22 protein-coding genes, 1 pseudogene and 1 riboswitch are annotated in these 23,045 nt (G+C 67.4%); of the genes and pseudogenes, 11 read left to right on the forward strand and 12 right to left on the reverse strand.

Annotated elements, in window-relative coordinates:
- Nucleotides 1-2 precede the first annotated feature (2 nt).
- A pseudogene (gene mnhG / locus WKB88_RS14020) lies at nt 3-344 on the forward strand (monovalent cation/H(+) antiporter subunit G); the annotation flags it as partial.
- 257 nt (nt 345-601) lie between these two features.
- On the opposite strand, the gene WKB88_RS14025 reads toward mnhG, so the two are convergent.
- A complete protein-coding gene (locus WKB88_RS14025) occupies nt 602-865 on the reverse strand; it encodes a DUF4235 domain-containing protein (RefSeq protein WP_341395167.1) in 264 nt (87 codons plus the stop codon).
- 87 nt (nt 866-952) lie between these two features.
- Nucleotides 953-1,113: riboswitch (TPP riboswitch) on the forward strand.
- 59 nt (nt 1,114-1,172) lie between these two features.
- Here WKB88_RS14025 and WKB88_RS14030 point away from each other — a divergent pair.
- The 3 genes from WKB88_RS14030 to WKB88_RS14040 are packed head-to-tail and all read left to right on the forward strand — an operon-like array spanning nt 1,173 to nt 4,145.
- Nucleotides 1,173-1,799, forward strand: a complete 627-nt coding sequence (locus WKB88_RS14030) for an ECF transporter S component (RefSeq protein ID WP_341395168.1) — start codon at nt 1,173-1,175, stop codon at nt 1,797-1,799.
- A complete protein-coding gene (locus tag WKB88_RS14035; RefSeq protein ID WP_341395169.1) occupies nt 1,786-3,303 on the forward strand; it encodes an ABC transporter ATP-binding protein in 1,518 nt (505 codons plus the stop codon). Before WKB88_RS14030 ends, WKB88_RS14035 begins: the two co-directional genes overlap by 14 nt.
- 50 nt (nt 3,304-3,353) lie before the next feature.
- On the forward strand, nt 3,354-4,145 hold the full coding sequence (locus WKB88_RS14040; protein WP_341395306.1) for an energy-coupling factor transporter transmembrane component T family protein: 792 nt from the start codon (nt 3,354-3,356) through the stop codon (nt 4,143-4,145).
- A 72-nt stretch (nt 4,146-4,217) separates the two neighbouring features.
- Here the strand turns inward: WKB88_RS14040 and WKB88_RS14045 are convergent, their stop codons facing one another.
- The gene (locus WKB88_RS14045; RefSeq protein WP_341395170.1) at nt 4,218-5,102 is read right to left on the reverse strand and encodes an aminodeoxychorismate lyase; all 885 of its coding nucleotides are present in this window, start codon (nt 5,100-5,102) and stop codon (nt 4,218-4,220) included.
- 69 nt (nt 5,103-5,171) lie between these two features.
- Between WKB88_RS14045 and cls the strand changes: the two genes are divergently transcribed.
- The gene (gene cls, locus WKB88_RS14050; RefSeq protein ID WP_445818928.1) at nt 5,172-6,647 is read left to right on the forward strand and encodes a cardiolipin synthase; all 1,476 of its coding nucleotides are present in this window, start codon (nt 5,172-5,174) and stop codon (nt 6,645-6,647) included.
- A gap of 16 nt (nt 6,648-6,663) precedes the next feature.
- Here the strand turns inward: cls and WKB88_RS14055 are convergent, their stop codons facing one another.
- Genes WKB88_RS14055 through WKB88_RS14065 form a run of 3 tightly spaced genes read right to left on the reverse strand, consistent with a single transcriptional unit; the run spans nt 6,664 to nt 10,162 of the window.
- Nucleotides 6,664-8,814, reverse strand: a complete 2,151-nt coding sequence (locus WKB88_RS14055; protein WP_341395171.1) for a chorismate-binding protein — start codon at nt 8,812-8,814, stop codon at nt 6,664-6,666.
- Nucleotides 8,814-9,335 carry a low molecular weight protein-tyrosine-phosphatase gene (locus WKB88_RS14060; RefSeq protein WP_341395172.1) on the reverse strand — a complete coding sequence of 174 codons (522 nt, stop codon included), beginning with the start codon at nt 9,333-9,335 and terminating at the stop codon, nt 8,814-8,816. Before WKB88_RS14060 ends, WKB88_RS14055 begins: the two co-directional genes overlap by 1 nt.
- Nucleotides 9,336-9,358: 23 nt before the next feature.
- On the reverse strand, nt 9,359-10,162 hold the full coding sequence (locus tag WKB88_RS14065) for a methyltransferase domain-containing protein (protein WP_341395173.1): 804 nt from the start codon (nt 10,160-10,162) through the stop codon (nt 9,359-9,361).
- 251 nt (nt 10,163-10,413) lie between these two features.
- On the opposite strand from WKB88_RS14065, the gene dnaK reads away from it, so the two are divergent.
- From dnaK to WKB88_RS14085, 4 genes are all read left to right on the forward strand, one after another.
- Nucleotides 10,414-12,294 (forward strand): molecular chaperone DnaK, encoded by a 1,881-nt coding sequence (gene dnaK, locus WKB88_RS14070; protein ID WP_341395174.1) that lies wholly within the window; start codon nt 10,414-10,416, stop codon nt 12,292-12,294.
- Nucleotides 12,295-12,296: 2 nt separating this feature from the next.
- Nucleotides 12,297-12,926, forward strand: a complete 630-nt coding sequence (locus tag WKB88_RS14075; RefSeq protein ID WP_341395175.1) for a nucleotide exchange factor GrpE — start codon at nt 12,297-12,299, stop codon at nt 12,924-12,926.
- A 118-nt stretch (nt 12,927-13,044) separates the two neighbouring features.
- On the forward strand, nt 13,045-14,043 hold the full coding sequence (locus WKB88_RS14080) for a DnaJ C-terminal domain-containing protein (protein ID WP_341395176.1): 999 nt from the start codon (nt 13,045-13,047) through the stop codon (nt 14,041-14,043).
- Between the two features lie 84 nt (nt 14,044-14,127).
- Complete coding sequence (locus WKB88_RS14085) at nt 14,128-14,640, forward strand: heat shock protein transcriptional repressor HspR (RefSeq protein WP_341395177.1); 513 nt, start codon at nt 14,128-14,130, stop codon at nt 14,638-14,640.
- Here the strand turns inward: WKB88_RS14085 and WKB88_RS14090 are convergent.
- The 5 genes from WKB88_RS14090 to WKB88_RS14110 form a co-directional block, all read right to left on the reverse strand.
- On the reverse strand, nt 14,637-15,440 hold the full coding sequence (locus tag WKB88_RS14090) for an ABC transporter permease (RefSeq protein WP_341395178.1): 804 nt from the start codon (nt 15,438-15,440) through the stop codon (nt 14,637-14,639). The two genes, WKB88_RS14085 and WKB88_RS14090, sit on opposite strands and share 4 nt — an antisense overlap.
- Entirely contained in the window at nt 15,437-16,414 is a 978-nt protein-coding gene (locus tag WKB88_RS14095) for an ABC transporter ATP-binding protein (protein WP_341395179.1), read from the reverse strand. The genes WKB88_RS14090 and WKB88_RS14095 overlap by 4 nt, the downstream gene beginning before the upstream one ends.
- A gap of 35 nt (nt 16,415-16,449) precedes the next feature.
- Nucleotides 16,450-16,791, reverse strand: a complete 342-nt coding sequence (locus tag WKB88_RS14100; RefSeq protein WP_341395180.1) for a transcriptional regulator — start codon at nt 16,789-16,791, stop codon at nt 16,450-16,452.
- Nucleotides 16,784-17,488 (reverse strand): hypothetical protein, encoded by a 705-nt coding sequence (locus tag WKB88_RS14105; RefSeq protein WP_341395181.1) that lies wholly within the window; start codon nt 17,486-17,488, stop codon nt 16,784-16,786. The genes WKB88_RS14100 and WKB88_RS14105 overlap by 8 nt, the downstream gene beginning before the upstream one ends.
- Nucleotides 17,489-17,597: 109 nt before the next feature.
- On the reverse strand, nt 17,598-18,269 hold the full coding sequence (locus WKB88_RS14110; protein WP_341395182.1) for a class I SAM-dependent methyltransferase: 672 nt from the start codon (nt 18,267-18,269) through the stop codon (nt 17,598-17,600).
- 92 nt (nt 18,270-18,361) lie between these two features.
- Here WKB88_RS14110 and WKB88_RS14115 point away from each other — a divergent pair, with 92 nt between their 5' ends.
- Nucleotides 18,362-19,084 (forward strand): MOSC domain-containing protein, encoded by a 723-nt coding sequence (locus WKB88_RS14115; protein WP_341395183.1) that lies wholly within the window; start codon nt 18,362-18,364, stop codon nt 19,082-19,084.
- 24 nt (nt 19,085-19,108) lie between these two features.
- Here the strand turns inward: WKB88_RS14115 and WKB88_RS14120 are convergent, their stop codons facing one another.
- Both WKB88_RS14120 and trmB read right to left on the reverse strand, forming a co-directional pair.
- The gene (locus WKB88_RS14120; RefSeq protein WP_341395184.1) at nt 19,109-20,101 is read right to left on the reverse strand and encodes an NYN domain-containing protein; all 993 of its coding nucleotides are present in this window, start codon (nt 20,099-20,101) and stop codon (nt 19,109-19,111) included.
- 5 nt (nt 20,102-20,106) lie between these two features.
- The gene (gene trmB, locus WKB88_RS14125) at nt 20,107-21,021 is read right to left on the reverse strand and encodes a tRNA (guanosine(46)-N7)-methyltransferase TrmB (protein WP_341395185.1); all 915 of its coding nucleotides are present in this window, start codon (nt 21,019-21,021) and stop codon (nt 20,107-20,109) included.
- 323 nt (nt 21,022-21,344) lie between these two features.
- Between trmB and WKB88_RS14130 the strand changes: the two genes are divergently transcribed.
- Complete coding sequence (locus WKB88_RS14130) at nt 21,345-22,970, forward strand: DEAD/DEAH box helicase (RefSeq protein WP_341395186.1); 1,626 nt, start codon at nt 21,345-21,347, stop codon at nt 22,968-22,970.
- The last annotated feature ends 75 nt before the right edge of the window (nt 22,971-23,045 follow it).

Consider the following 23,045-nt stretch of genomic DNA (forward strand, 5'->3'; position numbering starts at 1 on the left):
CGGTGAACCAGGAACTGAAAGACGTCATTGTCGGAGTCCTGATGCTCGGCGGTGCCCTGATGTCGCTGGCCGCAGCCATTGGCCTCACGCGTTTCCCCGACCTCATGAGCCGGATGCACGCCGCCTCCAAACCCCAGGTGCTGGGCCTGCTGCTGTTCCTGCTGGCCATGGCCGTGCAGTTTGAAAGCTGGGTCCTGCTGCCGGTCCTTGCCGTGTGCTGGCTGTTCATGCTCCTCACCGCCCCGGTCTCCGCCCACATGATTGGCCGCGCGGGTTACCGCACCAAGCACCTGCGGCCGGAGCTGCTGACGATCGACGAGCTCGACGACGTTGTGGCGCGGGCGCAGGAGCTGCTGCTGCAGGCCAACGCCGGAACCGCCGGGGATGACAGCGACAGTGAAGACCCGCGCGTGGACGACGACCCCGGCGAACACCCGCCGGCCGGCTCGCTGGACGACGACGCCGTACCCGTTACTCCGGCCCGGGCTCCCGAGGCGCAGCCCGGGGCTGTATCCGGAGCCGAAGCGGAAAACAATCAGGGCGCCCGCCGCCCGGGACACAGTCCCGAGGGCTGAGCGCCCCGAAGTAAGGCGGAGGACGCCTAGACGATTTCCGGCGTCTTCTGGTAGCGCTGGATGGCGCGCTGGGTGCCCCGGTTCGTCAGCACGCGGATGCCCTGGCTGACGGCACCGGATACGACGGCGAAGATCACCGCGGTGCGCAGGCTCACGTCCAGGACACCGTCCTTGTCGCGGGGCGGCTCGTTGCCCGTGACGCGGGTCCAGACAAAGTCCAGGATCTTGGCGGACAGGAGACCGGCGCCGATGCTGGCACCGGTGGCGAGCAGTTTGAGGATCAGGTTCATGATGCTCCTAGGGTTGAAGGCCTTTTCCCTAACCCTACCCGCCGATCCTCCCCTTCGGGCCGTTCCGTGTGTACAGTGGGAGGCGCAAACATACGACAGGGGAGCGCCTCTGCCCTTGCTCTCTGCCCGGGATTACAGCCGGTCAGAAAGAACAAGGAAAGACCAACGGCGCTGAGAGTGCGGACATCCGCAGACCCTCGAACCTGATCCGGTTAGTACCGGCGCTAGGGAGTCGAGATCTCACGGGACCTCACGGCAGTCCGCCGTGGACGGTCCCTCCCCTCCTGTACCTCAGGAGGATTTTTTTATGCAGCAGAACCGTTTCCAGCAGCAGTTGTCATCCCTCCGGCGCCCGTGGCGGGTGGTGGATATTGTGGTCGCCTCTGTGCTGGGCGTGGCAGTAGGCGTAATTTTTTGGGCCTGGTCCCTGGGCTACGCCGGCGTTGAAGCCCTGATCCTTGCTTTCCCTCCGCTCGGCGGGCTGTACACCGGCGGATGGTTGATCGCCGGCGTTCTCGGTGCGCTCATTATCCGCAAACCCGGCGCTGCAATTTACTGCGAAGTCCTCGCCGCCGCAGTTTCCGGCGTGCTGGGCACCCAGTTCGGCCTGTCAGTGCTGCTCTCCGGCTTCATCCAGGGCCTCGGCGCGGAACTGGTGTTCCTGGCGTTCCTTTACCTCCGGTACACGCTGCCCGTGGCGGTGCTGGCCGGACTTGTCTCGGGAATCTTCCTCGGCGTCAGTGAAAGCATCCTCTACAAGCCGGAATGGGCCTTCCAGTGGCAGGCGCTGTACACGCTGTTCGCCGCCGTCTCCGGAGCCGTCATTGCCGGATTTGTCTCCTGGCTGATCGCCCGGGCGCTGGCCCGCACCGGAGTGCTGGCCCCGTTTGCGTCCGGACGGGCTGCGGACGTTCGCTCCCATGCACGCGCCTAGGCGGTCCCCGGCCGGAGCTCCCGCAGCGGTCCGAGCCCGCGACTACAGCTGGCGGCACTCCGGGCGCAGCACCCCGGCCGTCTCCTCCCTGTCACTGGACATTGAGGCCGGCGAAAAGGTGCTGCTGCTCGGGGCCTCCGGCGCCGGCAAATCCACCCTGCTGCATGCCCTCGCCGGCGTGCTGGGCGAAGGGTCCGGCCCCGATGCCGCGGGCGAGGAGCACGGCACCCTGACCCTGGACGGGGAAACTCCGCTGAAGGCCCGCGGCCGGGCCGGGCTCGTGCTGCAGGATCCCGACTCCCAGCTGGTGCTCTCCCGGGTGGGCGACGAAGTGGCGTTCGGCGCCGAAAACCTCCGGGTGCCGCCGCAGGAGATTTGGGAACGGGTCCGGGCGAGCCTGGACGACGTCGGGCTCCGGGTTCCGCTGCACCATCCCACCGCAGCCCTGTCCGGCGGGCAGAAACAGCGGCTGGCTCTGGCATCGGTGCTGGCCATGCGGCCCGGGCTGCTGCTGCTCGATGAACCCACGGCCAACCTGGACCCGGCGGGAGTGCTGGAGGTCCGCGCCGCCGTCGAACGCGTCCTGGAACGCACCGGCGCCACGCTCATCGTGGTGGAACACCGCGTTTCAGTGTGGGCCGACGTCGTGGACCGCGTGGTGGTCCTGGCGGCCGACGGCGGAATCCTCGCCGACGGACCGCCCTCGAAGGTCCTCACCGATCCGTCCAACCGGGACCGCCTCCGCGCCGCGGGGGTCTGGCTGCCCGGAGTGCGGCCGGCCGTTGGCGGTCCGGCGGCCGGAACACCGGGGGAACTCCTGCTCGAAGCCCGCGGTCTCGGCGCCGGACGCTCCAAGCGGGCACCGGCTGTTGTGGGAGACGTGGACCTGGCGCTGCCGGCCGGAACCGCCCTGGGGATCACCGGTCCCAACGGGGCCGGAAAGTCCACGCTGGCGCTGACCCTGGGCGGGCTGCTGAAGCCCGTCGCCGGCGCCCTGCGTGCCGCCCCCGCACTGGCCGGTGCTGCAGGGCCCGATCCTGCGCGGTGGAAATCAACGGACCTGGTGACCCGGATCGGCACCGTTTTCCAGGAACCCGAGCACCAGTTCCTCGCGGCAACGGTGCGGGAGGAACTGGCCTTCGGACCCCGGCGCACGGGGCGGAAGTCCGAAGCGCAGGTAGCCGGGCTGGTGGCTTCCCTGGCCGACCGGCTGCGGTTGTCCGCGCTGCTGGACGCCAACCCGTTCACCCTCTCCGGCGGAGAGAAGCGCCGCCTCTCCGTCGCCACGATGATCGCCACCGACCCCGCTGTGCTTCTCCTGGACGAACCCACCTTCGGGCAGGACGCGAACACCTGGGCCGAGCTCGTGGCACTGCTCCGTACGCTGGTGGCTGACGGCACGGCGGTGGTCTCCGTGACCCACGACGCCGAATTCCTGGCTGCCCTGGGCGGCAGCCTCCTGCGGGTGGAACACGGCACCGCCCGGGCCGGAGCGCTGCTGTGAAACGCTCGGAAGAATTGAGTTTCACAGCACAGCACCAGGAACCCGCCGACCTGAGCAACCCCTCCCGGCGGCCGGCCGGAACGTTGCTGGAACGGGCCAATCCGCTGTCCAAGCTGGCTGCGGCGCTGGCTCTGACAGTGGCTGTGCTGGTGAGCGTGGACTGGATCAGTGCCTCAATAGTCCTGGCGTCCGAGCTGGTCCTGCTGCCGCTGCTGCGGATTGAGCCGCTGACGCTGCTCAAGCGCATCTGGCCGTTGCTTGTTGCTGCCCTCATCGGCGCCTACGGCACCGCACTGCTGGCCGAAAAGACCGGAGTGGTGCTGCTGGACGCCGGGCCGCTGCTGTTCACATCGGATTCGGTGGAGGCAGGCATCGCGATTGGACTGCGGGGGCTGGCGATCGCCCTGCCCGGAATCTATCTGCTGGTCTCCACGGACCCGACGGATCTGGCGGATGCGCTGGCCCAGAAGCTGCGGCTGCCGCACCGCTTCGTGCTCGGCGCGCTGGCTGCCATGCGGCTGGTCGGCCTGCTGGTCTCGGAATGGCAGACCCTGGGCATGGCCCGGCACGCACGCGGGATCGGCTCGGACGCAGGGCCGCTGGCCCGTGCCCGGTCCTTCCTCGGGCAGTCGGTGGCGCTGCTGGTCCAGGCGGTGCGCCGCGCCATTCGGCTGGCAGCGGCCATGGAGGCGCGCGGCTTTGGCAGCGGCGAGCGGACCTGGGCGCGGACGTCCGTGTTCACCGGCCTGGATATCTGGGTGGCTCTGTACGGGGTGGTGTCTGCCGGCGCTGCACTGGCTGCCGCCGTGGCGGCGGGGACGTTCAACTTCATCCTCACCTAGGCCGGCCGGGGGCCCGGCCGGGGACCCGGGGCGCCCGCGCCGGGGCGCCCCGGCGGCGGCCGTTCCCTCTCGTTAACCCTCCGTCAGCGCTTCCCGCAGCAGGGCGGTCAGTTCCTCGGTGAGAGCGGGGGAGGAACTGATCGGCGTTCCGTCGATGGAGGTAACCGGAGCCAGCAGCCGGATGCTGGAAACCAGCCACACGGCGTCGGCCTCCATCAGGTGCGCCGGCTCCAGCGGGCCGTAACCCCGGGCCCAGCCGGCTGCTTCGGCGGCGTCGAACAGGGCCCGCTGGGTGGTGCCGGGGAGGATCCCGCTCTCCAGCTCGGGGGTCAGCAGCATTTTGACGCCGTCCTCTTCCACGGCCAAAATGACGCTGGACGTCGGGCCTTCCAGGACCTTGCCGTCGGCGGAGGTGAAAATGACGTCGTCGGCGCCGTTGGCCTTCGCGTAGCGCAGGGCGGCCATGTTGACGGCGTAGGAGAGGGTCTTGGCTCCGAGGAGCAGCCACGGTGCCCGCTCCGCCAGAGTGCTGTCGTAACCGCGGTCCAGCAGCAGTACGGACACGCCGTCCGCAGTGCGTTCGCGTGTGCCGGCCGGAACGGGGGAAGCGGCAACCCACGCCGTGGGGGAGTGCGCCCCTTCAACGCCGCGGGTCAGCAGCAGCTTCACCACGGCCTCGCCCGGGCCTTCCCGCAGCACCAGTTCCGTCAGCGCTGTTGCGACGGCACGCTCCCAGGCGCCGCGCGCCGGCGGTTCAAGGTCCAGGGCGCGGGCCGAGGACGTCAGCCGGTCCAGGTGGGCGTCCATTTTGCGGGCGCTGCCGTCCACGGCCAGCATCGATTCGAAGATGCCGTCGCCTCGGGTCGCGCCGAGATCTGTGGCCATCAGCTGCGGAACGGAAGCGTCGGCCAGGCGGCCTTCGGGGAATTCGGGGTCCAAAAATACCAGAACAGTCATGTGCCCAGCCTAGTTTGCCGGTGCGGCAGACTAGGCTTGAGGATAAGGATCAGCTGATGGGAGCGTCGTGTGTGGGTGGCATTAACCGGTTCGACGCTGCCTTTGTGGATTGCCACCGCACTCACCATCCTTGACTACGCCATCCGAATCATTGCGCTGGGCGTGGTTCCCGGCAACCGGCGCCCCACCACCGCCATGGCCTGGCTGCTGTGCATCTTCTTCCTTCCGGTCCCGGGAATCATCCTGTTCCTGCTCTTCGGGAACTTCCGGCTGTCTGAACACCGGGTGAAACGGCAGGCTGAAGTCAACCGGGCCGTACGTGAGAACACCCGCGAACTCGAGGCCGAAGGCAGCCGGTATTCCGGTCCCGAGTGGGTGGTTTCCGCCACCGAGCTGAACCGCAGGCTGGGATCGTTCCCGAGCCTGGACGGCAACAAAGTGGAACTGCAGCGGGACTACGACGAATCCATCAGGGAGATGACCGAGGTGGTCCGGGGCGCGCAGAAATACGTGCACGTCGAGTTCTACATCATGAGTTACGACGCCGTCACCCGGGACTTCTTTGCCGCCCTCAAGGAAGCGGCGGCCCGCGGCGTGCCGGTGCGGCTCCTGTTTGACCACATCGGCACCCTGCGGGTGAAGGGATACCGCAAGCTGCTCAAGGAACTGCGCAGCACCGACATCCAGTGGCGGCGCATGCTGCCCATCCTTCCGGCCCGCGGCCAGTGGCGCCGCCCGGACCTGCGCAACCACCGGAAGATCCTCGTGGTGGACGGCCAGGTGGCCTACACCGGTTCGCAGAACCTGGTGGAACCGTCCTACCGCAAGCCCCGCAACCACAGGATGGGGCGCAAATGGGTGGAGCTGATGGCCCGCCTGGAGGGGCCGGTGGTTGACGAAATCAACGTGGTGTTCGCGACCGACTGGAACGCGGAAACCGACGAGAACCTGGAACGCGAACTCAGCCTCTACGAGTGGACAACGCACCCCGGTGAAGTCACCTGCCAGGTGGTGCCCAGCGGTCCCGGATTCTCCACCGAAAACAACCTCCGGCTCTTCACCTCCCTGATCTATTCGGCCTCGGACCGGATTTCCATCACCAGCCCGTACTTCGTTCCTGACGATTCGCTGCTGTATGCCATTACGACGGCGGCGCAGCGCGGCGTGCAGGTGGAGCTTTTTGTATCCGAGAAGGGCGACCAGTTCCTGGTGGACCACGCCCAGCGCTCCTACTACGAGGCGCTGCTGCGGGCCGGCATCCGGATCTATCTCTACCCGAAGCCGCTGGTCCTTCACGCCAAGCACTTCACCATCGACAACGAGGTGGCGGTGCTCGGTTCCTCAAACATGGACATGCGGTCCTTTTCGCTGAACCTGGAGGTGTCGATCATGATGTTTGACGGCGACATCGTGGCGAAAACCCGCCGGATCGAGGACACCTACCGTTCCATGTCGCGGGAGCTGCTGCTCTCCGAGTGGGTGGACCGCCCGGTCTGGCAGCGGTACATCGACAATGTGTGCCGGCTGACGGCCACGCTGCAGTAACCGGCCGGGCCGTTCCTCAGCCGGGGAACCGGGCGCCCAGTGCGCTGAGGACGCCGAAGGCCTTGGCCCGGATTTCCTCCCATTCCGCTGCCGGATCGGAGTCGGCAGTGACGGCTCCGCCCACCCCCAGCGTCAGCGAGTTTCCCTGAACCCCCAGGGTGCGGATCACCACCGAAAGATCAGCGGCTCCGGTGAGGGAAAACCAGCCGGCGACGCCGGAATAGGGGCCGCGCGGCGCACCCTCCAGCCGGTCGAGGATGGCCATGGTGCTGATCTTCGGAGCGCCGGTCATGGATCCGGGCGGGAAGGCGGCGGCAACAGCTTCAGCCCGGGACGCTTCGGGAAGCAGACGGGCATCGACGGTGCTGACCAGCTGATGGACCGTGGCGTAGCTTTCCACTGCGAACAGCCGCGGAACGGTGACGGACCCCGGAACTGCGGAACGGGACAGGTCATTGCGCAGCAGGTCCACGATCATGACGTTTTCAGCGCGGTCCTTCAGCGATGTCACCAGGTCTTCCTCCAGCTCCCGGTCCGCTTGCGCAGTGGCGCCGCGCGGGCGGGTTCCCTTGATGGGTTCGGCGCGCATCAGCCCGGAGGCGTCCATGGACAGGAATCGCTCCGGTGAGGTGCCGGCCAGAGCGAAACTGCCGAACCGCAGCAGGGAAGCAAACGGTGCGGGGCTGCGCCGCCGAAGTGCGCGGTACATCTCCAGCAGCGTCCGGCTGTCGGGCGGAACCGACAGCCGGGCGCTCAGGGACGTGGTCAGGCAGACTTCGTAGGAATTGCCGTCCGCAATTTCCTGCTGGGCGGACCGGACCTTTGCCAGATAGGAGTCCCGGCTGTCCCGGACGGTGAATTCCGGGGCGCTTTGAATCGGCCGGACGGGAGCCTGCGGGACGGAGGGAATTCCGCCGGAGCCCGCGCCGCCGACACCGCCGACACCGCCGACACCGCCGACACCGGCGGCAGCGTGCGCTGCGTGCCTGACCCGGCCGGCCCACGCGCCGTCGTCATCGCCCAGTGTCAGCGCGTACAGGCAGCGCAGTTCGTGGTCCAGCACCACTGCCCGGCCCGCAAAAAGCAGGGCGGCGTCCGGCGCCCCGTCCGCGGGCGGAGCGGCGTCGGAGCCGCCGGTTTCGCGCTTGAGCTCGTATCCCAGGAAACCCAGCCAGCCCAGGGCGAATCCGCAGGGGTAGTCCTCGGGTACGGCGGCCCGGGGCTCGCCCCACACCGAGTCCAGCCACTGGAAAAACGGACCGGGGCGGGACACCGTGACCGGCCCGGACACCACGGTGGTCACGCCGCTGCGGTGCTCGGCGTACCTGCCCAGCGCTCCGCCGTCGTCGGCCATGATGCTGTACCGGCTGCGCGCGGCAATGTGTGCGGCGCCGGACCCCGCGGGAAGCCCGGGGGCCGCCGCGCTGGAACTGTCCAGCCAGACCGCGCGCGCCGAGTCCGTGTACAGGGCGGCAAACAACTCTGCGGGATCGGGCTGCGCCTCGATCCGATGCACGCGGACGGCGGCGGACGCGGCACCTGTTTCGGGCCGGGCCAGCTGCAGCCGCGGCAGGGACAGATCAGCCAGGGCGCGCAGGACATAACCCGCGGCTTCCGCCGGAGTTCCGCGCCGGTGCTGCCGGTCAACGGTGATGTCCGCGCGTTCCGCGGCGGGATCCGCGGCCGCCCAGCTGCGTTCCTGCGCCGCCCAGCGCTCCCAGTGCGGTGCGTAGGTTTCACCGTCGCGTTCCAGCGCCTGTTCCCGGCGCAGCTCGGCGGGCGCCTGCACCCACACTGCGGCGTCAAGCAGCTGCCCCGCAGCGGCGGCGGTGGCTCCAACGCCCTCCACTATGACGATTTCCGCCGGCTCCGTGGTGCGGGCCGGACCGTAGCGGCCCGCGTCCCAGTCCCATGCCTGCCAGACCGCCGGGCGTCCTGCTGCCAGCGGCGCTGCGACCTGCCCGCAGTAGTAGGCGATGCCGTCGGCCAGGCCGTCCCAGCCCGGATAGATATCCTCCAGATGGAACAGGGACACCCGGTGGTGGGCGCGCAGGGCGGCGGCCAGTTCAATGGCGAGAGTCGTTTTTCCGGCACCGGAGAAGCCGTCGACGGCGATCATCACCGGCAGGGCGGCGGTGCCGGCGGCCGTGGGGGAGGGAAGAGGCATTAGCCCGCGGTGCCGGAAGCTGCGACCAGGGCGGCGGCCGCATGCTGCACGATGCCGGGGACCGCGGCTGTAATCAGGGCGTAGGAGGAATCGAAGTCCCGCATGTCGCCGTACCAGGGATCCTCGATGCCGAGCTGTTCCGGGGGAAGGCCGGCCGCGGCCGGATCGAAGCTGCGGAGCAGGCGGATTTTGTCCCGGTCCGTTTCAGTGCGGGCCAGGTCCTGGAGCTCCAGCAGATGGCCGTAGTCCAGGGCCAGAATCAGGTCGAGGGCTGCAAACTCTTCCGGCTCGAAGGCGCGGGCCCGGAACGGCGCAAGGTCGGCCGCGGAAAAACCGTGCTTGAGCAGCTCGGCCCTGGTGCGGTCATCCATGGGGCGTCCGGCCTCCCACCCGGTGACGCCCGCGGAAGTTACGCTCACACGGGCTCCCAGGCCGGCGTCTTCAAAAGCACGGGTCAAACAAAACTGGGCCATGGGGGAGCGGCAGATGTTGCCGGTGCACACCGCACTGATTCGGTACATTCCTCCAGCCTACCGAGTGGTTATCAGGCCCAGGCAATCACTTCTCCCGACGGCAGCAGGAACCAGCCGTCAGCGGCCTGCGACCAGCGCCGCCAGCCTGCGGCCATCCGTTCCAGCCCGGCGCGGTCGCTCAACTCACGGTCCAGGGCCTGCTCCGCGAAGGCGGAGTGCAGCACCCGCTCGGCCCAGCCCTCCCCGAACCAGGCGCGGCGCTCCGGCGTGGCATAGAGCCAGTTCGACGAGGAGGGCTCGAACTCGGTGAAACCGGCTTCCAGGATCCAGGCCACAAGCCGTCGGCCGGCGTCGGGCTCGGCAGCGTTGCCGCGGGCAATCCGCTGGTAGGTATCCATCCATTCCATGAGCTCCGGAAGCTCGGGATACCAGCTCATCCCGTGGAAATCGGCGTCGCGCACCGCCACAATGCCGCCGGGACGGGTCACCCGGCGCATCTCGCGCAGTGCCGCCACCGGGTCCGCCAGATGCTGGAGGACCTGGTGGGCGTGAATGACGTCGAACGTTCCGTCCGGGTAGTCCAGGTCGTACACGTTGCCCGCCGTGAAGCCGATGTTCGTCAGGCCGCGCGAGGCAGCAAGTTTCCGCGCCGAAGCAACAACGTCTTCGGACGGATCCAGCCCGGTCACCGGACCCGGCTCCACCAGGTTGGCCAGGTCCGCGGTGATGCTGCCCGGGCCGCAGCCGACATCCAGCACCGCCAGGCCGGGTTCCAGGAATGGAAGCAGATAGGCGGCGGAATCAGCGGCGGTCCGTGCCGCGTGGGCGCCGACCACGCTGCTGTGGTGGCCGTGCGAATACTGTTCGGGAGCCATAGGAGGAGAATACGCGGGCCGCGGACCGGATTGTCCGGAGTTCGCGGCGTGTGTCCTTCCTGGCGCCTGGAAGCCCCGCGCCGATGCCGTCAAGACCCGGCCGGCAGATACACAGAGTTGAGTCAATCAGGCTCAACTTTGTTGACAAAGCCGATGCTCTGAGTAAAGTTGAGTGCAGAAGGCTCAAGACGCGCTGCGGGATGGGTGATTCCTCCCAACGGCGTCGTTTTCCACGGAAAGAGGAAGCAAACATGTCACGTGCAGTAGGTATCGACCTTGGAACCACCAACTCGGTTGTCTCCGTCCTTGAAGGCGGCGAGCCCACCGTTATCGCCAACGCTGAAGGCGGCCGCACCACGCCGTCGGTTGTTGCTTTCGCCAAGTCCGGTGAGGTCCTGGTAGGCGAGATCGCCAAGCGCCAGGCCGTCAACAACATCGACCGCACCATCTCTTCCGTCAAGCGCCACATGGGCACGGACTGGAAGGTGGACATTGACGGCAAGAATTACACGGCCCAGGAAATCTCCGCCCGCATCCTGCAGAAGCTGAAGAACGACGCCGAGTCGTACCTGGGCGAAAAGGTCACGGACGCCGTGATCACCGTTCCCGCGTACTTCAACGACGCCGAGCGCCAGGCCACGAAGGAGGCCGGTGAAATTGCCGGCCTGAACGTCCTGCGCATCGTCAACGAGCCCACCGCGGCAGCCCTGGCCTACGGCCTGGACAAGGGCAAGGAAGACGAACTCATCCTGGTCTTCGACCTCGGCGGCGGAACGTTCGACGTTTCCCTGCTCGAAGTCGGCAAGGACGAAGACGACTTCTCCACCATCCAGGTGCGCGCCACCGCCGGTGACAACCGCCTCGGCGGCGACGACTGGGACCAGCGCGTCGTGGATTACCTGCTGCAGCAGGCCAAGGCCAAGGGTGCGGACCTGTCCAAGGACAAGATCGCCCTGCAGCGCCTGAAGGAAGCCGCCGAGCAGGCCAAGAAGGAGCTCTCCTCCGCGACCTCCACCAACATCTCCCTGCAGTACCTCTCGGTCACCCCCGAAGGTCCGGTGCACCTGGACGAGCACCTCTCCCGCGCCAAGTTCCAGGACCTGACCAAGGACCTGCTGGACCGCACCAAGAAGCCGTTCAAGGACGTCATCTCCGAGGCCGGCATCAAGGTCTCCGACATTGACCACATCATCCTCGTCGGCGGTTCCACCCGCATGCCGGCCGTCACCGAACTGGTGAAGGAGCTGGCCGGCGGCCAGGAGCCGAACAAGGGCGTCAACCCGGACGAGGTCGTCGCCGTCGGCGCCGCACTGCAGGCCGGTGTCCTGAAGGGTGAGCGCAAGGACGTTCTGCTGATCGACGTCACCCCGCTGTCCCTGGGCATCGAGACCAAGGGCGGTGTGATGACCAAGCTGATTGAGCGCAACACGGCCATCCCGACCAAGCGCAGCGAAACCTTCACCACCGCTGACGACAACCAGCCGTCCGTGGCGATCCAGGTCTTCCAGGGCGAGCGCGAGTTCACACGCGACAACAAGCCGCTGGGCACGTTCGAGCTGACCGGCATTGCTCCGGCTCCGCGCGGCGTTCCGCAGGTTGAGGTCACCTTCGACATCGACGCCAACGGCATCGTCCACGTGTCCGCCAAGGACAAGGGCACCGGCGCCGAGCAGTCCATGACGATCACCGGCGGCTCTTCCCTCTCCAAGGAAGACATTGACCGCATGGTCCGCGAAGCTGAAGAGCACGCAGCGGAGGACAAGAAGCGCCGCGAGGCAGCCGACGTCCGCAACTCCGCCGAGCAGCTGGCGTACTCCGTGGACAAGCTCCTTACGGACAACGATGACAAGCTGCCCGAAGACGTCAAGACCGAGGTCAAGGGCGACGTTGACGCACTGAAGAAGGCGCTGGAAGGCACCGAGAACGACGACGAAGTGAAGTCGGCGTTCGAGAAGCTGCAGACCTCGCAGACCAAGCTGGGCGAAGCCATTTACGCCCAGGCCCAGTCTGACGGCGCAGGCGCTGCAGGCGGTGCCGGTGCTGCGGGCGGTGCCGGCGCTTCCGACTCCTCCTCAGCGGGCGATGAAGACATCGTTGACGCCGAGGTTGTTGACGACGAAGACAAGAAGTAATCATGACGGCAGGGAACGAAAACCCCAACGAGAAGCCCGACCCCAACGAGCAGGAAGCCGCCGGGCAGCCGGCGGGGTCCGGCAGCTCACCGGCTGACGCATCGGAAGCTCCGGCTTCCGGTGCAGACGCCGGAGCTGACGGTGATGCCCTGGCCCAGGCCGAGCAGATCCTCAACAGCGCCGGCGCGCCGGACCAGCCGCAGGAAGCGGGTTCCACGGAAGCCGCCGAACTGCGGAACGATCTGCTGCGGCTGCAGGCCGAGTACGTCAACTACCGCAAGCGGGTGGAGCGTGACCGCGACGTTGCACGGGAAATGGCTGTCATCGGAGTCCTGAACTCCCTGATGCCGGTCCTGGATGACATCGACGCAGCGCGCCAGCATGGCGACCTGGCGGACGGGCCGTTTGCCTCGATCGCCAACAAGCTGGAAAACACGCTGAAGACGTACGGCCTGGGCAGGATCGACGAAGTGGGGGTCGAGTTCGACCCGAACATCCACGAAGCGTTGATTCAGCAGCAGAGCCCGGACGTCCAGCTGGATACAGTGACGCAGATCCTGCGGGCCGGTTACAAGGCCAATGACAGGGTGCTGCGGGCGGCACAGGTTATCGTCTCCGTTCCGGAGCAGTAACCTCGGGTGCCCGGGACCGTCACGGCCCCGGGCACCCTTTTTCTTTTCGCAGTGCACGTCCTGCCCGTAACCCCACGGGTTCCGGGCAGGAGCAGGAATTTATGGAAGGGGACTCCAATTGGCTAGTCAGGATTGGGTCGATAAGGATTTTTACAAGATTCTGGGTGTCCCCAAGGACGCGTCGGAAGCCGATATCAAGAAGGCTTATCGGAAGCTGGCGCGAAAGTACCATCCGGACCAGAATCAGGACGATGCCAACGCCGAGCGGATGTTCAAGGACCTGTCCGAGGCCTACTCGGTGCTGTCCGACGCCGAAGAGCGCCAGCAGTACGACGCGATCCGTGCCATGGGCAGCGGGGCGCGCTTCTCCGCCGGCGGTCCGGGCGGTGCAGGCCCCGGCGGCGGCGCCGGTTTTGAGGATCTGTTTGGCGGACTGTTCGGCCAGGGCGCCCGTCCCGGCGGCCGCCGCACCACCTACAGCACCCCGGGCGGCAGCAACATCCCGCCCGAGTTCGCCGATCTGTTCGGCGGAGGCGGCTTTGGCGGCGGCGGTTTCGGCTCGGCCCCGCCTCAGAAGGGGGCTGACCGGACGGCCAGCACCACCATTTCCTTCGCGGGGTCCATCAACGGAACGGTTATTGGCCTGCGCGAGCCCAGCGGCGAAGTCGTTGAAGTGCGGGTGCCTGCCGGTGTGAAGGACGGCCAGAAGATCCGTGTCCGCGGCAAGGGCCAGCCCGGGGCGGCCGGCAACGGTGACCTCATGGTGACGGTGAACGTCACCCCGCACGACTTCTTTGTCCGCGACGGCAACAACATCCGCATCCACGTACCGGTGAGCTTCCCGGAGGCCGCGCTGGGCGCCACCATTGAGGTGCCCACCCTGACCGGAGACAAGGTGAGGCTGAAGGTGCCGGCGGGAACCCCGTCCGGCCGCACCCTGCGGGTGAAGGGCCGGGGCGTCCACACCGCAAAGGGCGACGGTGATCTCCTGGTCACCATCGACGTCGCCGTCCCTTCGCATCTGAACAAGGAAGCCCGGGCGGCGGTCGAAGCTTTCGCTGAGGCCACAAAGGGCGAAGATCCCCGGGCCGGACTGGCGTCCAAGGCCCGGCTCTAGCAGCGCACACCCGGTTCGGTTTCCCGTGCCCCGGGAGCCGAACCGGGTTATCGTTACTACTTCAACTGCTGTCAAGGAGGAACAATGGGCATCGATGTCAATGCGCCTATTTTTGTGATCTCCGTTGCCGCGGAACTGGCGGACATGCATCCGCAGACCCTGCGGCAGTACGACCGGCTGGGTATTGTCTGTCCCAGCCGCGCTCCGGGCAGGTCACGGCGCTATTCGCAGCATGACATCGAAATGCTTCGCGAGGTTCAGCGGCTCTCCCAGGAGGGTGTGTCCCTGGAGGGCATCAAACGCATCATGCACCTCGAAAACCAGGTGTCCGGGCTGCGCGCCCGGGTCCAGGAACTGTCCGAGGAATTGGAATCCATGCAGCAGCGCAACCCCGACCGGAGCAGGGTCTTCGCGGCCGGCCTGGCCGGCGACGTCGTGACCCTGACCCGCGGACAGCGGCCGCCGGCGTCGCGCCCCTTCGCGAGCCAGCTCAGCCTGGCGTCACTGGTTCAGCGGCGCGGCAAGCTGCGCGCCCTGCCGGCCGGGAAGCAGGAACCCGTGGACTACGCCGACGGCGGCTACGTCCCGTCCCTCTAGCGGAACCGGCGGCCCTGGTCGCGGCGGTTGGCCCAGACCGCCAGGGCGCCGAGGAGCAGTGTCCAGGCCAGCAGGCACGGCAGTGCGGCCGGCCCGAGCGGTTCACCGGAGAATACCGCCACCGAGACATCCCGCGCGGCCCGGGTGGGCAGGAACAGGGAGAACGTGTTCAGTCCCGGACTGAACAGATCCGGCGGAAGCATCAGCCCGCCCGCAAACGCCAGCGGAAAGAACACCACCTGGGTCACTGCAATGGCCACCTTTGAGGTGCACAGATAGCCGATCAGCAGTCCCAGAAACAGGAACGGCAGGCCGCACACCAGCCACACCGCAACCGCGGCCGGGACCCGCCACCAGGAGACCAGCCCGGTGGTAAAGGCCTCCAGTGCCGCGGTGGTGAACAGGCCCACCAGCATCACCGGGACCAGGGCGAAGAAAGCGAACATCATGGCCGTCAGGGCGCGTCCGACGGTGGGCGGCACGGCCCCCGCCGGCAGCGTCCGCACGTAGCTGCTCCACGGGTTGGCGCGCTCCTCTGCAACACCGATGCCGTAGTTGAAGAGGAACGAGCTCATGACGCCGAAGAGGGCGAGCTGGGAAATGGCCATCAGCGACGCAACGGGATTGGATGTGATTGCCTCCTGCGGGAGCACGAAAAACACCAGGGCCAGGGTGGGGAACACTGTCGAGGAAATCACCGAGATCGGAATCCGCAGCTGCTCCAAAACCTGGGCCTTGGCGTGGGCCCGGATCAGCTCCGTCCGGGATCGTCCGCGTGCCGGGGCGGATACTGCGCTCATGGCTGCTCCTTCCGCGCGAGCGGCTCCGGGCCGGCGGCGGGCTGGTGGGTGAGGGCAAGGAAGGCCTCTTCGAGGCTGGCGGCATGGACTTCAAGGCGGGCAAAGGGAACGTTGTCGCGGACCAGCCGGCGCACCGTTTCATCGGCATCCCGGCTCAGCACCGTCACTGAATTTCCCGGTCCGGCCGTGACCCCGGCGCTCTCGGGAAGGGCTGCGAACGACGACGGCGGCAGGTCGGTGCGGAAGGACACCTTGCTCACGGAGACATGGCTGCGGATATCATCAACGGTGCCGTCGGCAACGACGGATCCGCCGTTCAGGACCACCACCCGCCCGGACAGTGCCTGGATCTCCTCGAGGTAGTGGCTGGTGACCAGCAGTGTTCCGCCGTCCCGGCGGTACTGGCCCAGACGTTCCCAGAGATTCTCCCGGGCCTCCACGTCCAGGCCCGTGGTGGGCTCGTCCAGGATCACCAGCCGGGGCCGGCCCACCAGTGCCAGCGCCACCATGAGCCGGCGCTGCTGTCCGCCGGAGAGCCCGCCGCACTGCTTGGCTGCCATGTCGGAGAGCCCGAAGTCAGCCAGCAGCTCGGGGGTGGGCACCGGGTCCGGGTAGTGGGCGGCAACAAAGTCGACGGTCTCGCGGACCCGCAGGGTGGGCGGAACCGAGGTGGCCTGGGGCGTGGTCCCGAGTTCCCGCCGTGCCGCCGGATCCCGCGGGCTGCGGCCGAAGAGTTCCACCGTCCCGGCGTCGGGGGTCCGGGTGCCGCACAGCAGGTTCAGCAGGGTGGATTTGCCGGCACCGTTGGGGCCGAGCAGCCCGAGGGCCTCACCGGCGCGGATGGAAAGGCTCACCCCGTTCAGGGCCGGTTTCCCTGCGTAGTTTTTCCTCACGGAGGAGGCCGCTGCGAGCACGTCAGCCTGACGTTCGGGGGGAACTCTCTCAGCGGTGACGGGACTCGGGTTCACACTCATGCTGCCTCCAGGAAACGGGTTCGGCGGGACGACGGTCAGTGCGGCTGCGGTTCTTCGGCGCGGGTCCGGGGGGCGCCCTCGGGCACCGGCCCCGCGAGGAGGTCCCTCAGCGCCTTGCGGTACTGCGCGTAGGCGAGCTTCCCTTCGGCGCTGATGCCCACATAGGTGGCGGGGGAGCGGCCCTCGATGGTCTTGGTGATTTCGATGTAGCCGGCATCCTCGAGCTTGCGCAAATGGGTGGAAAGATTGCCCGCCGTCATGTCCAGCATGGCGCGCAGCTTGGTGAACGCGATGCGGTTTCGTTCGCCCACCTCGTTCAATGTGGTCAGGGCCCGAAGCCGCGATTCGGCGTGGATGACCGGATCCAGTTCAGGCACGGGGAACCCCCGATGCCCGGCTCCGGGTGCCGAGATATTCGGCGAGGGAGCCTGCGAGCATGCCCCCGGAACCCAGGTAGAGATTGACGGTCAGGAAATGATCCGGCCCGGAGAGGAGCGCGGCCGCGGTGACCGCCAGCAGCCACAATCCGAGCCAGCACTGGCGGGGATCGTTGTAGACGGTGCCGCCGGAAATGTAGAGCAGGCCGACAATCAGCACCGCGCTCGAATTGATCAGCATGCCCCGCAGCCAGAAATCGTCCACCGCCCGGCCGATGCTCATGCTGAGGATGCCCATGACGAGGAACCCCAGGATCCATGAAGCACCGTACATTCCGGCCTGGAAGGCGCTGTGCCCCCTGATGCCCAGAGCGGCCCGGATCGACACGGCCACTGTGGCAGCGGTGGCAATCAGCAGCGCCGCGCCCAGCACGATGAGGGCGGAGGCCGGCTCGAGCGGAAGCCACCCGCGCCTGCTGCCGTCCAGCGCACCGTACCCGGTGAGCCACGCCAGCCCCCACAGCAGGTAGATCAGGGCCGCGTTGCCGGTCAGCTGCCTGCGGGTGGAGCGTTCCGCGTTCTCCACGATGGCCAGGGCCGCCCCCGGGTCCAGCGGCCGGTCCGGGGCAGGCGTGTCCATGCGCCCGCCCGCGGGAGATCCGCCGTCGTGGTGCAGGCCCGCTGACTGTCGTTCCATGCTGTCCTCCGGAAGAGATCCGGCCGGCTTTGCGCCGGTTGCAAAGCAGTTTGCATCACAAACCCGTTTGCAACAAGAGGGTTTTGGAACTTTTCCGGGCACCGCACGCTCAGCGCAGGCGGCGGGCTTTCAGGATGACGTCTTCGGTATGGTGCGCGCCGGCGCCGGCGGCAACGTGCCGGGGACGGATTTCGTCAACTTCGATCCGCCAGTTCCCCTCAAGGAGTGCGCGGATTTCCGCCAGGCCCACATATTCGTCGAGATTCATGCCGCGGGCCTTGGCCTCGGCGGCGGTCGGCAGCGGGTGGTGCACGGCCAGGAGCAGACCGCCGGGAGCCACCGCGTCCAGGAGTGCGTGTTCCGCGAGGTTCTCCGGCGTGCGCAGCAGCGCCGGGTACTGTGCGGAGACCAGGTCAAAGGACCCGGCCGGCAGGGCCGCTTCGACCAGGCCCGAATGCAGCCACGTCACGCGGAGCCCGCGCGCTTCGGCCTCGCGGGCGGCCCGGTCCAGCGCCACCCGGGAAACATCCAGCGCCGTGACGTTCCAGCCCTGTTCCGCCAGCCACAGGGCGTCGGCGCCTTCACCGCAGCCAACGTCCAGGACCCGCCCGGGCTCAAGCCCGTCCACCTCATGGACAAGTGCGCCGTTGGGCTGTCCGCTCCACAGGCTTTTCATCTCCGCGTAGCGCCGGTCCCAAAAGTCTTCGATTCCGCCGGAGGGCTCTCGGGTGTGGGCGGGGGACTGCTGCGCATCACGCGTGCTGCCGTCATTTCTCTCCATGGAAAAAGCATGCCGCCCCGGGCCGTTTGCAGCCAAGCTGTTTTGCTGAACCGGCAACCCGCGGATCCCGGCCCGTGTGAAAGAATGCCGGAATGCCGCATGAGGGAACGCCGATAGGCACGGTCCAAGCGCTTTACCGCTACCCGGTCAAATCAACCGCAGGCCAGGCGGTGCGCAGCTGCGCCGTGACCGGCCGGGGACTGCTGCATGACCGCGGATGGGCCGTGTATACCGACGACGGCGGCATCGCCAGCGGCAAGCGGACTCAGCGCTTCCGCCCGGTCCCGGGCCTGATGCAGTGGTCCTCCCTGGTGGAAGATGACTGCGGAGAACCGCTGCTCGTAAGTCCTGAAGGGCTCCGTTTCGCGGCGGGCGACCCCGCCGCATCCGGGGCCCTCAGCGAAGCCTTTGGCCGTTCACTGGAGCTGCGGCCCGAAACCACGGTCCAGCACCACGACGAGACGCCCCTGCACCTTCTCACGACGTCCTCGCTGGCAGCACTCGGGAACCTCACCGGCGCCGCGGTGGACGAGCGCCGGTTCCGCGCCAACATCATTCTCAACACCGGGGCCCAGCCGGCGTTCTGCGAGGACGGCTGGGCCGGGGCCGAACTGGCCCTGGGGAATGAGGTTGTCCTCCGGCTGGGACCGGGGATGCCCCGCTGCGTGATGATCGATCAGGCCCAGGCAGGAGTCACCGAAGGCGGCAAAACCCTGAAGCTGCTCGGCCTGCACCACCGCACGGAATTCGGCCTGCAGGCGTATGTGCAGCGGGCCGGGACGGTGCGGGCCGGAGATGCGGTCTCCCTTCGCTGACCGCCCTGCTCTGTCCTCCCTGCCTTAGAGCCGGGAATCCGCTTCCGGACGCAGCCGGATGAGCCGCTGCGGGCCGTCCTCGTCCAGCTCCACCAGATCCCCGTGCGAAGACAGGAAATCGGTAAAGGACCGGAAACCGAGCGGCTTCTCGTTAAAGGACGGGTCCATGCGCCGCATCTGGTTCTTCACGGTGCCCGTGTTGAGCCACTCGTCGGCGTCGCCCTTGGCATGGCCGATCTTCAGTGCCCGCACCAGGAGTTCCGTGGCGAGGGTCCGGGGATCGATGTCTTCCGCAGTATCCGGTTCTTCGAACGGGGCATCCCCGGTGTGGGAGAACATGGGAACCACGGTCAGCTTCCGCGCGGTGTCCGGAGCCTGGTCCTGCGCAGCGGCTGCAGTGCCCCTGGCCTCGGTGGAGGCCGGAGCAGTCTCGCTTGCCTTCACAACGCCGGGCAGCGAGTCATAGTCTTCGAACTCGTCGCACGCAGCGGCCAGGGAGGTGCTTGTCGATCCGGCGACGCCGATGCCCACGACGAAGCGGCCCAGGCGCTTGGATTTCTGGGCGAGGGCAATGTAGTCGCTGTCGCCGGCCACAATGATGACGTGGGTCAGGTCCGGCAGCCGGAAAAGGTCTTCGACGACGTCCACGGCGAGGCGGATGTCCGCCCCGTTCTTGGTTCCCCGGGTGGTGGTCGTGAAGAGCTGGGTGAGGTCGACGGCCCGGGACATCAACTGGCGCTGGTAGCTGGCGTTCACCGGCACCGACCAGTCGGCGTACGCGCGGTTGACCACCAGCGTGCCGAATGAGGCGGCGAAGTCGATGATGGCGTTGAAGTCCACCGTCGCCGCGGTCAGCTTGGCTGCCACCTCGGGATCGGCGTCACGGCTCAGCCGGTCAAAATTGCGGATGCCGTCGCGCTGGAAGGCGTTGCGGCCGTGCAGCTGCTGGTAGCGGGAAATGACAATGTTGTCGAAGTCGATGTAGAGGCCGACGCGGGCGTCGTTGGGTTCATTCATGGAACTTAGGCCTTGCGGTAGGTGAGATCGAAAATCAGGCGGCCTGCCTGGTGGGCTTTGTTCTCAAAGCTGGTCAGGATGCGGCCGTCAAAGCGCGGTGCCCAGCCGCCGCGGGTGTCGACGTCGTTCACGGGCGCCTTCTTTTCCAGGCCTTCCCGGTTCACCCGGGTCAGCGGGCTGTCCTCGCCGGCGCGCTCCCCGGCGTGCAGGTTGACGAACGCCCCGGAGGCGTCCAGGACCTCGCGCATCTGCACTGCATAATCGGACCAGTCGGTGGCGAGGCGCCAGAGACCGCCGGGCACCAGCACCCGCGCAACCAGTTCGGCGAATTCTTCCTTGACCATGCGGCGCTTGTGGTGGCGGGTCTTGTGCCAGGGATCGGGGAAGAAGACCCAGACTTCGTCCACGGACCCGGCGGGAAGCATGGTGGTCAGGACCTCGGGGGCGTTTGCCTGGACCACGCGGACGTTGCTCAGTTCCTTCTGCCCGATGCGCTGCAGGGTCTGGGCGAGGCCGGGAAGATACACCTCAACGGCAAGGTAGTTTTTGTCCGGATTCTGCTCGGCGGCATGAGTTACCGCTTCCCCCAGCCCCGAACCGATTTCCACGATCAGGGGAGCAGTCCGGCCAAACTCGGCAGCGGCGTCGAACACGTACTCCGGATCAACGGACGTGTCAGCTTCGGCCCGGGGGACGTCAATGACGAACTGATCGGAGAGCTCATCCCATGCCTGCTGGCGGCGTCCCTGGAGGCGGGAGCCGCGGCGGACAAACGACACCGGTGAGCGGAAGTGCCGGGGATCGCCGGTTTCGCCGGTTTCACCGGTTTCGTTCCCGTGCTCCGGGGCAGCGGGTTCCGGAAATTCGGGATCCGCAGCGTTCTGGGAGCCGGCGTCGGGCAGGGCTGGTTCAGTAGTCATCACTGTTAATGCTATCGGCTGGGACGGGGGCCGGTTTCCAGCCGCTCGGCGCTGTTCCGGCGCTGTCCCGGCGCCGTCCCGGGGGTGCCTGCGGACCCGCCGATTAGGAAACTGGGGGCAATCCGGTAAACTGGACGAAGTTGTTGTGTCTGCCGCGCCTCAAAGCCGCGTGTGTAAGCAGCACAACCTGCGTCGATGAACGCTTTCTTTTGTCCCGCTGGCCCTTATCCGGCCAAGCCCTGGACACTGTCTGACTTTTCTTCGGCGAACCCCCGGCGCCATACGGTTTTGGGGACCACTTACCGAAAGTTGCCTGTCTTTTAATGACTACTTTTGCTGCCCTTGGTGTACCCAAGGTCCTCGTTTCCTCCCTCTCCGCTTCCGGAATTGACGAAGCATTCCCGATTCAGGTTGAAACACTTCCCGACACCCTCAAGGGCCGCGATGTGCTGGGCCGCGGCCGCACCGGCTCGGGCAAGACGCTTGCATTCTCGCTGCCGCTCGTCGCCCGGCTGGCTGAAGCCGAAGCAGGCTACCGCCGCCGTCCGAACCGTCCGCTGGGCCTGGTCCTGGCACCCACCCGCGAACTGGCCACACAGATCAACAACGTGATTGAGCCGCTCGCCAAGGAAATGGGCCTGGTCACCACGGTGATCTACGGCGGCGTTTCCCAGCAGCGCCAGGAAAAGGCGCTGAAGGCGGGCGTTGACATTGTCATTGCCTGCCCGGGCCGCCTGGAAGACCTGATGAAGCAGAAGGTCATCAGCCTGGAATCCGTTGAAATCACTGTGCTCGATGAAGCCGACCACATGGCTGATCTCGGATTCCTGCCGGTAGTCCAGCGGCTGCTGGACCGCACCCCGGAAAAGGGCCAGCGGATGCTGTTCTCCGCAACGCTGGACAACGGCGTGGACAAGCTTGTCCGCCGCTACCTGTCCAACCCGCTGACGCACTCCGTGGATGATCCGCAGGCCGCGGTCACCACCATGGAGCACCACGTTCTGCTCGTCCAGGACCAGACGGCAAAGAAACTGCTGGTCAAGGAACTGGCCTCGGGCCAGGGCCGGCGCATCATGTTCATGCGCACCAAGCACCACGCACGCAAGATGGCCAAGTTCCTGACGGACAGCGGCATCCCGACCGTTGACCTGCACGGCAACCTGTCGCAGAACGCCCGTGACCGGAACCTGGCGGAATTCTCCTCCGGTGACGTGCGCGTGCTCGTTGCCACCGACGTCGCCGCCCGCGGCGTCCACGTGGACGACGTGGAGCTGGTTGTCCACATCGATCCCCCCACGGAGCACAAGGCCTACCTGCACCGCTCAGGCCGTACGGCCCGTGCCGGGTCCAGCGGAACCGTGGTCACGCTGACCCTGCCGGAGCAGAAGAGCGAAGTGTCCAAGCTGATGAAGGCTGCCGGCGTGGACGTTTCGATCGAGAAGGTCTCGCACAACTCCCCGTCCATTGCCAAGCTGATCGGCGACCGCGCCGCTGCTGTGGAGCCGCATGTGCGCGCCGCCCAGCTCGCGTCGAAGTCGCCCCAGCAGGGCGGCGGCCGGTCCACCGGTGCCAACGCACAGCGCAAGCGCGCCGCCCGCTCCACCACCGCACCCCGTGCCGGCGGCCGGGGCGGATCCGGCGGACGCGGCCGTGTCTCCGCTGACCGCACGGAACGCAGCGACCGCAGCGAACGCAACGACTTCACTCCCGATGCGCCCCGCGCCGGCCGGTCGCAGGACGGACGCCGCGGTGCCGCTGCTGCTTCCACCGCTTCGGGCCGCAACCGCCGTCCGGCCACCGGCCAGCGCGCCGGTGACGTGGCTCCCGCCGGCGGCGGCCGGCCGGCTGCTTCCCGCAGCCAGGCACCAACGGGCGCAGGCCGTCCCGCACGCGGTGCCGGCCCCCGCCGCGCAACGGCTCCGGCGTCGAACGAACGCCGTTCACGCTAGCCTCTAGCACCAGCCAAAAGGCGCCTGCTTCCTTCCGGAAGCAGGCGCCTTTTTTGTTGAGCAGACCGTGGGTTC

The organism is Arthrobacter sp. G119Y2 (assembly GCF_038069765.1).
In the GTDB taxonomy this organism is placed as follows: domain Bacteria; phylum Actinomycetota; class Actinomycetes; order Actinomycetales; family Micrococcaceae; genus Arthrobacter_B.

Bases quoted from the DNA above. Each gene is read 5' to 3' on its own strand.
- WKB88_RS14025 (WP_341395167.1), bottom strand. From the start codon at position 865: ATGAACCTGATCCTCAAACTGCTCGCCACCGGTGCCAGCATCGGCGCC.
- WKB88_RS14030 (WP_341395168.1), top strand. From the start codon at position 1,173: ATGCAGCAGAACCGTTTCCAGCAGCAGTTGTCATCCCTCCGGCGCCCG.
- WKB88_RS14035 (WP_341395169.1), top strand. From the start codon at position 1,786: ATGCACGCGCCTAGGCGGTCCCCGGCCGGAGCTCCCGCAGCGGTCCGA.
- WKB88_RS14045 (WP_341395170.1), bottom strand. From the start codon at position 5,102: ATGACTGTTCTGGTATTTTTGGACCCCGAATTCCCCGAAGGCCGCCTG.
- WKB88_RS14055 (WP_341395171.1), bottom strand. From the start codon at position 8,814: ATGCCTCTTCCCTCCCCCACGGCCGCCGGCACCGCCGCCCTGCCGGTG.
- WKB88_RS14060 (WP_341395172.1), bottom strand. From the start codon at position 9,335: ATGTACCGAATCAGTGCGGTGTGCACCGGCAACATCTGCCGCTCCCCC.
- WKB88_RS14065 (WP_341395173.1), bottom strand. From the start codon at position 10,162: ATGGCTCCCGAACAGTATTCGCACGGCCACCACAGCAGCGTGGTCGGC.
- dnaK (WP_341395174.1), top strand. From the start codon at position 10,414: ATGTCACGTGCAGTAGGTATCGACCTTGGAACCACCAACTCGGTTGTC.
- WKB88_RS14075 (WP_341395175.1), top strand. From the start codon at position 12,297: ATGACGGCAGGGAACGAAAACCCCAACGAGAAGCCCGACCCCAACGAG.
- WKB88_RS14085 (WP_341395177.1), top strand. From the start codon at position 14,128: ATGGGCATCGATGTCAATGCGCCTATTTTTGTGATCTCCGTTGCCGCG.
- WKB88_RS14090 (WP_341395178.1), bottom strand. From the start codon at position 15,440: ATGAGCGCAGTATCCGCCCCGGCACGCGGACGATCCCGGACGGAGCTG.
- WKB88_RS14095 (WP_341395179.1), bottom strand. From the start codon at position 16,414: ATGAGTGTGAACCCGAGTCCCGTCACCGCTGAGAGAGTTCCCCCCGAA.
- WKB88_RS14105 (WP_341395181.1), bottom strand. From the start codon at position 17,488: ATGGAACGACAGTCAGCGGGCCTGCACCACGACGGCGGATCTCCCGCG.
- WKB88_RS14110 (WP_341395182.1), bottom strand. From the start codon at position 18,269: ATGGAGAGAAATGACGGCAGCACGCGTGATGCGCAGCAGTCCCCCGCC.
- WKB88_RS14115 (WP_341395183.1), top strand. From the start codon at position 18,362: ATGCCGCATGAGGGAACGCCGATAGGCACGGTCCAAGCGCTTTACCGC.
- WKB88_RS14120 (WP_341395184.1), bottom strand. From the start codon at position 20,101: ATGAATGAACCCAACGACGCCCGCGTCGGCCTCTACATCGACTTCGAC.
- trmB (WP_341395185.1), bottom strand. From the start codon at position 21,021: ATGACTACTGAACCAGCCCTGCCCGACGCCGGCTCCCAGAACGCTGCG.
- WKB88_RS14130 (WP_341395186.1), top strand. From the start codon at position 21,345: ATGACTACTTTTGCTGCCCTTGGTGTACCCAAGGTCCTCGTTTCCTCC.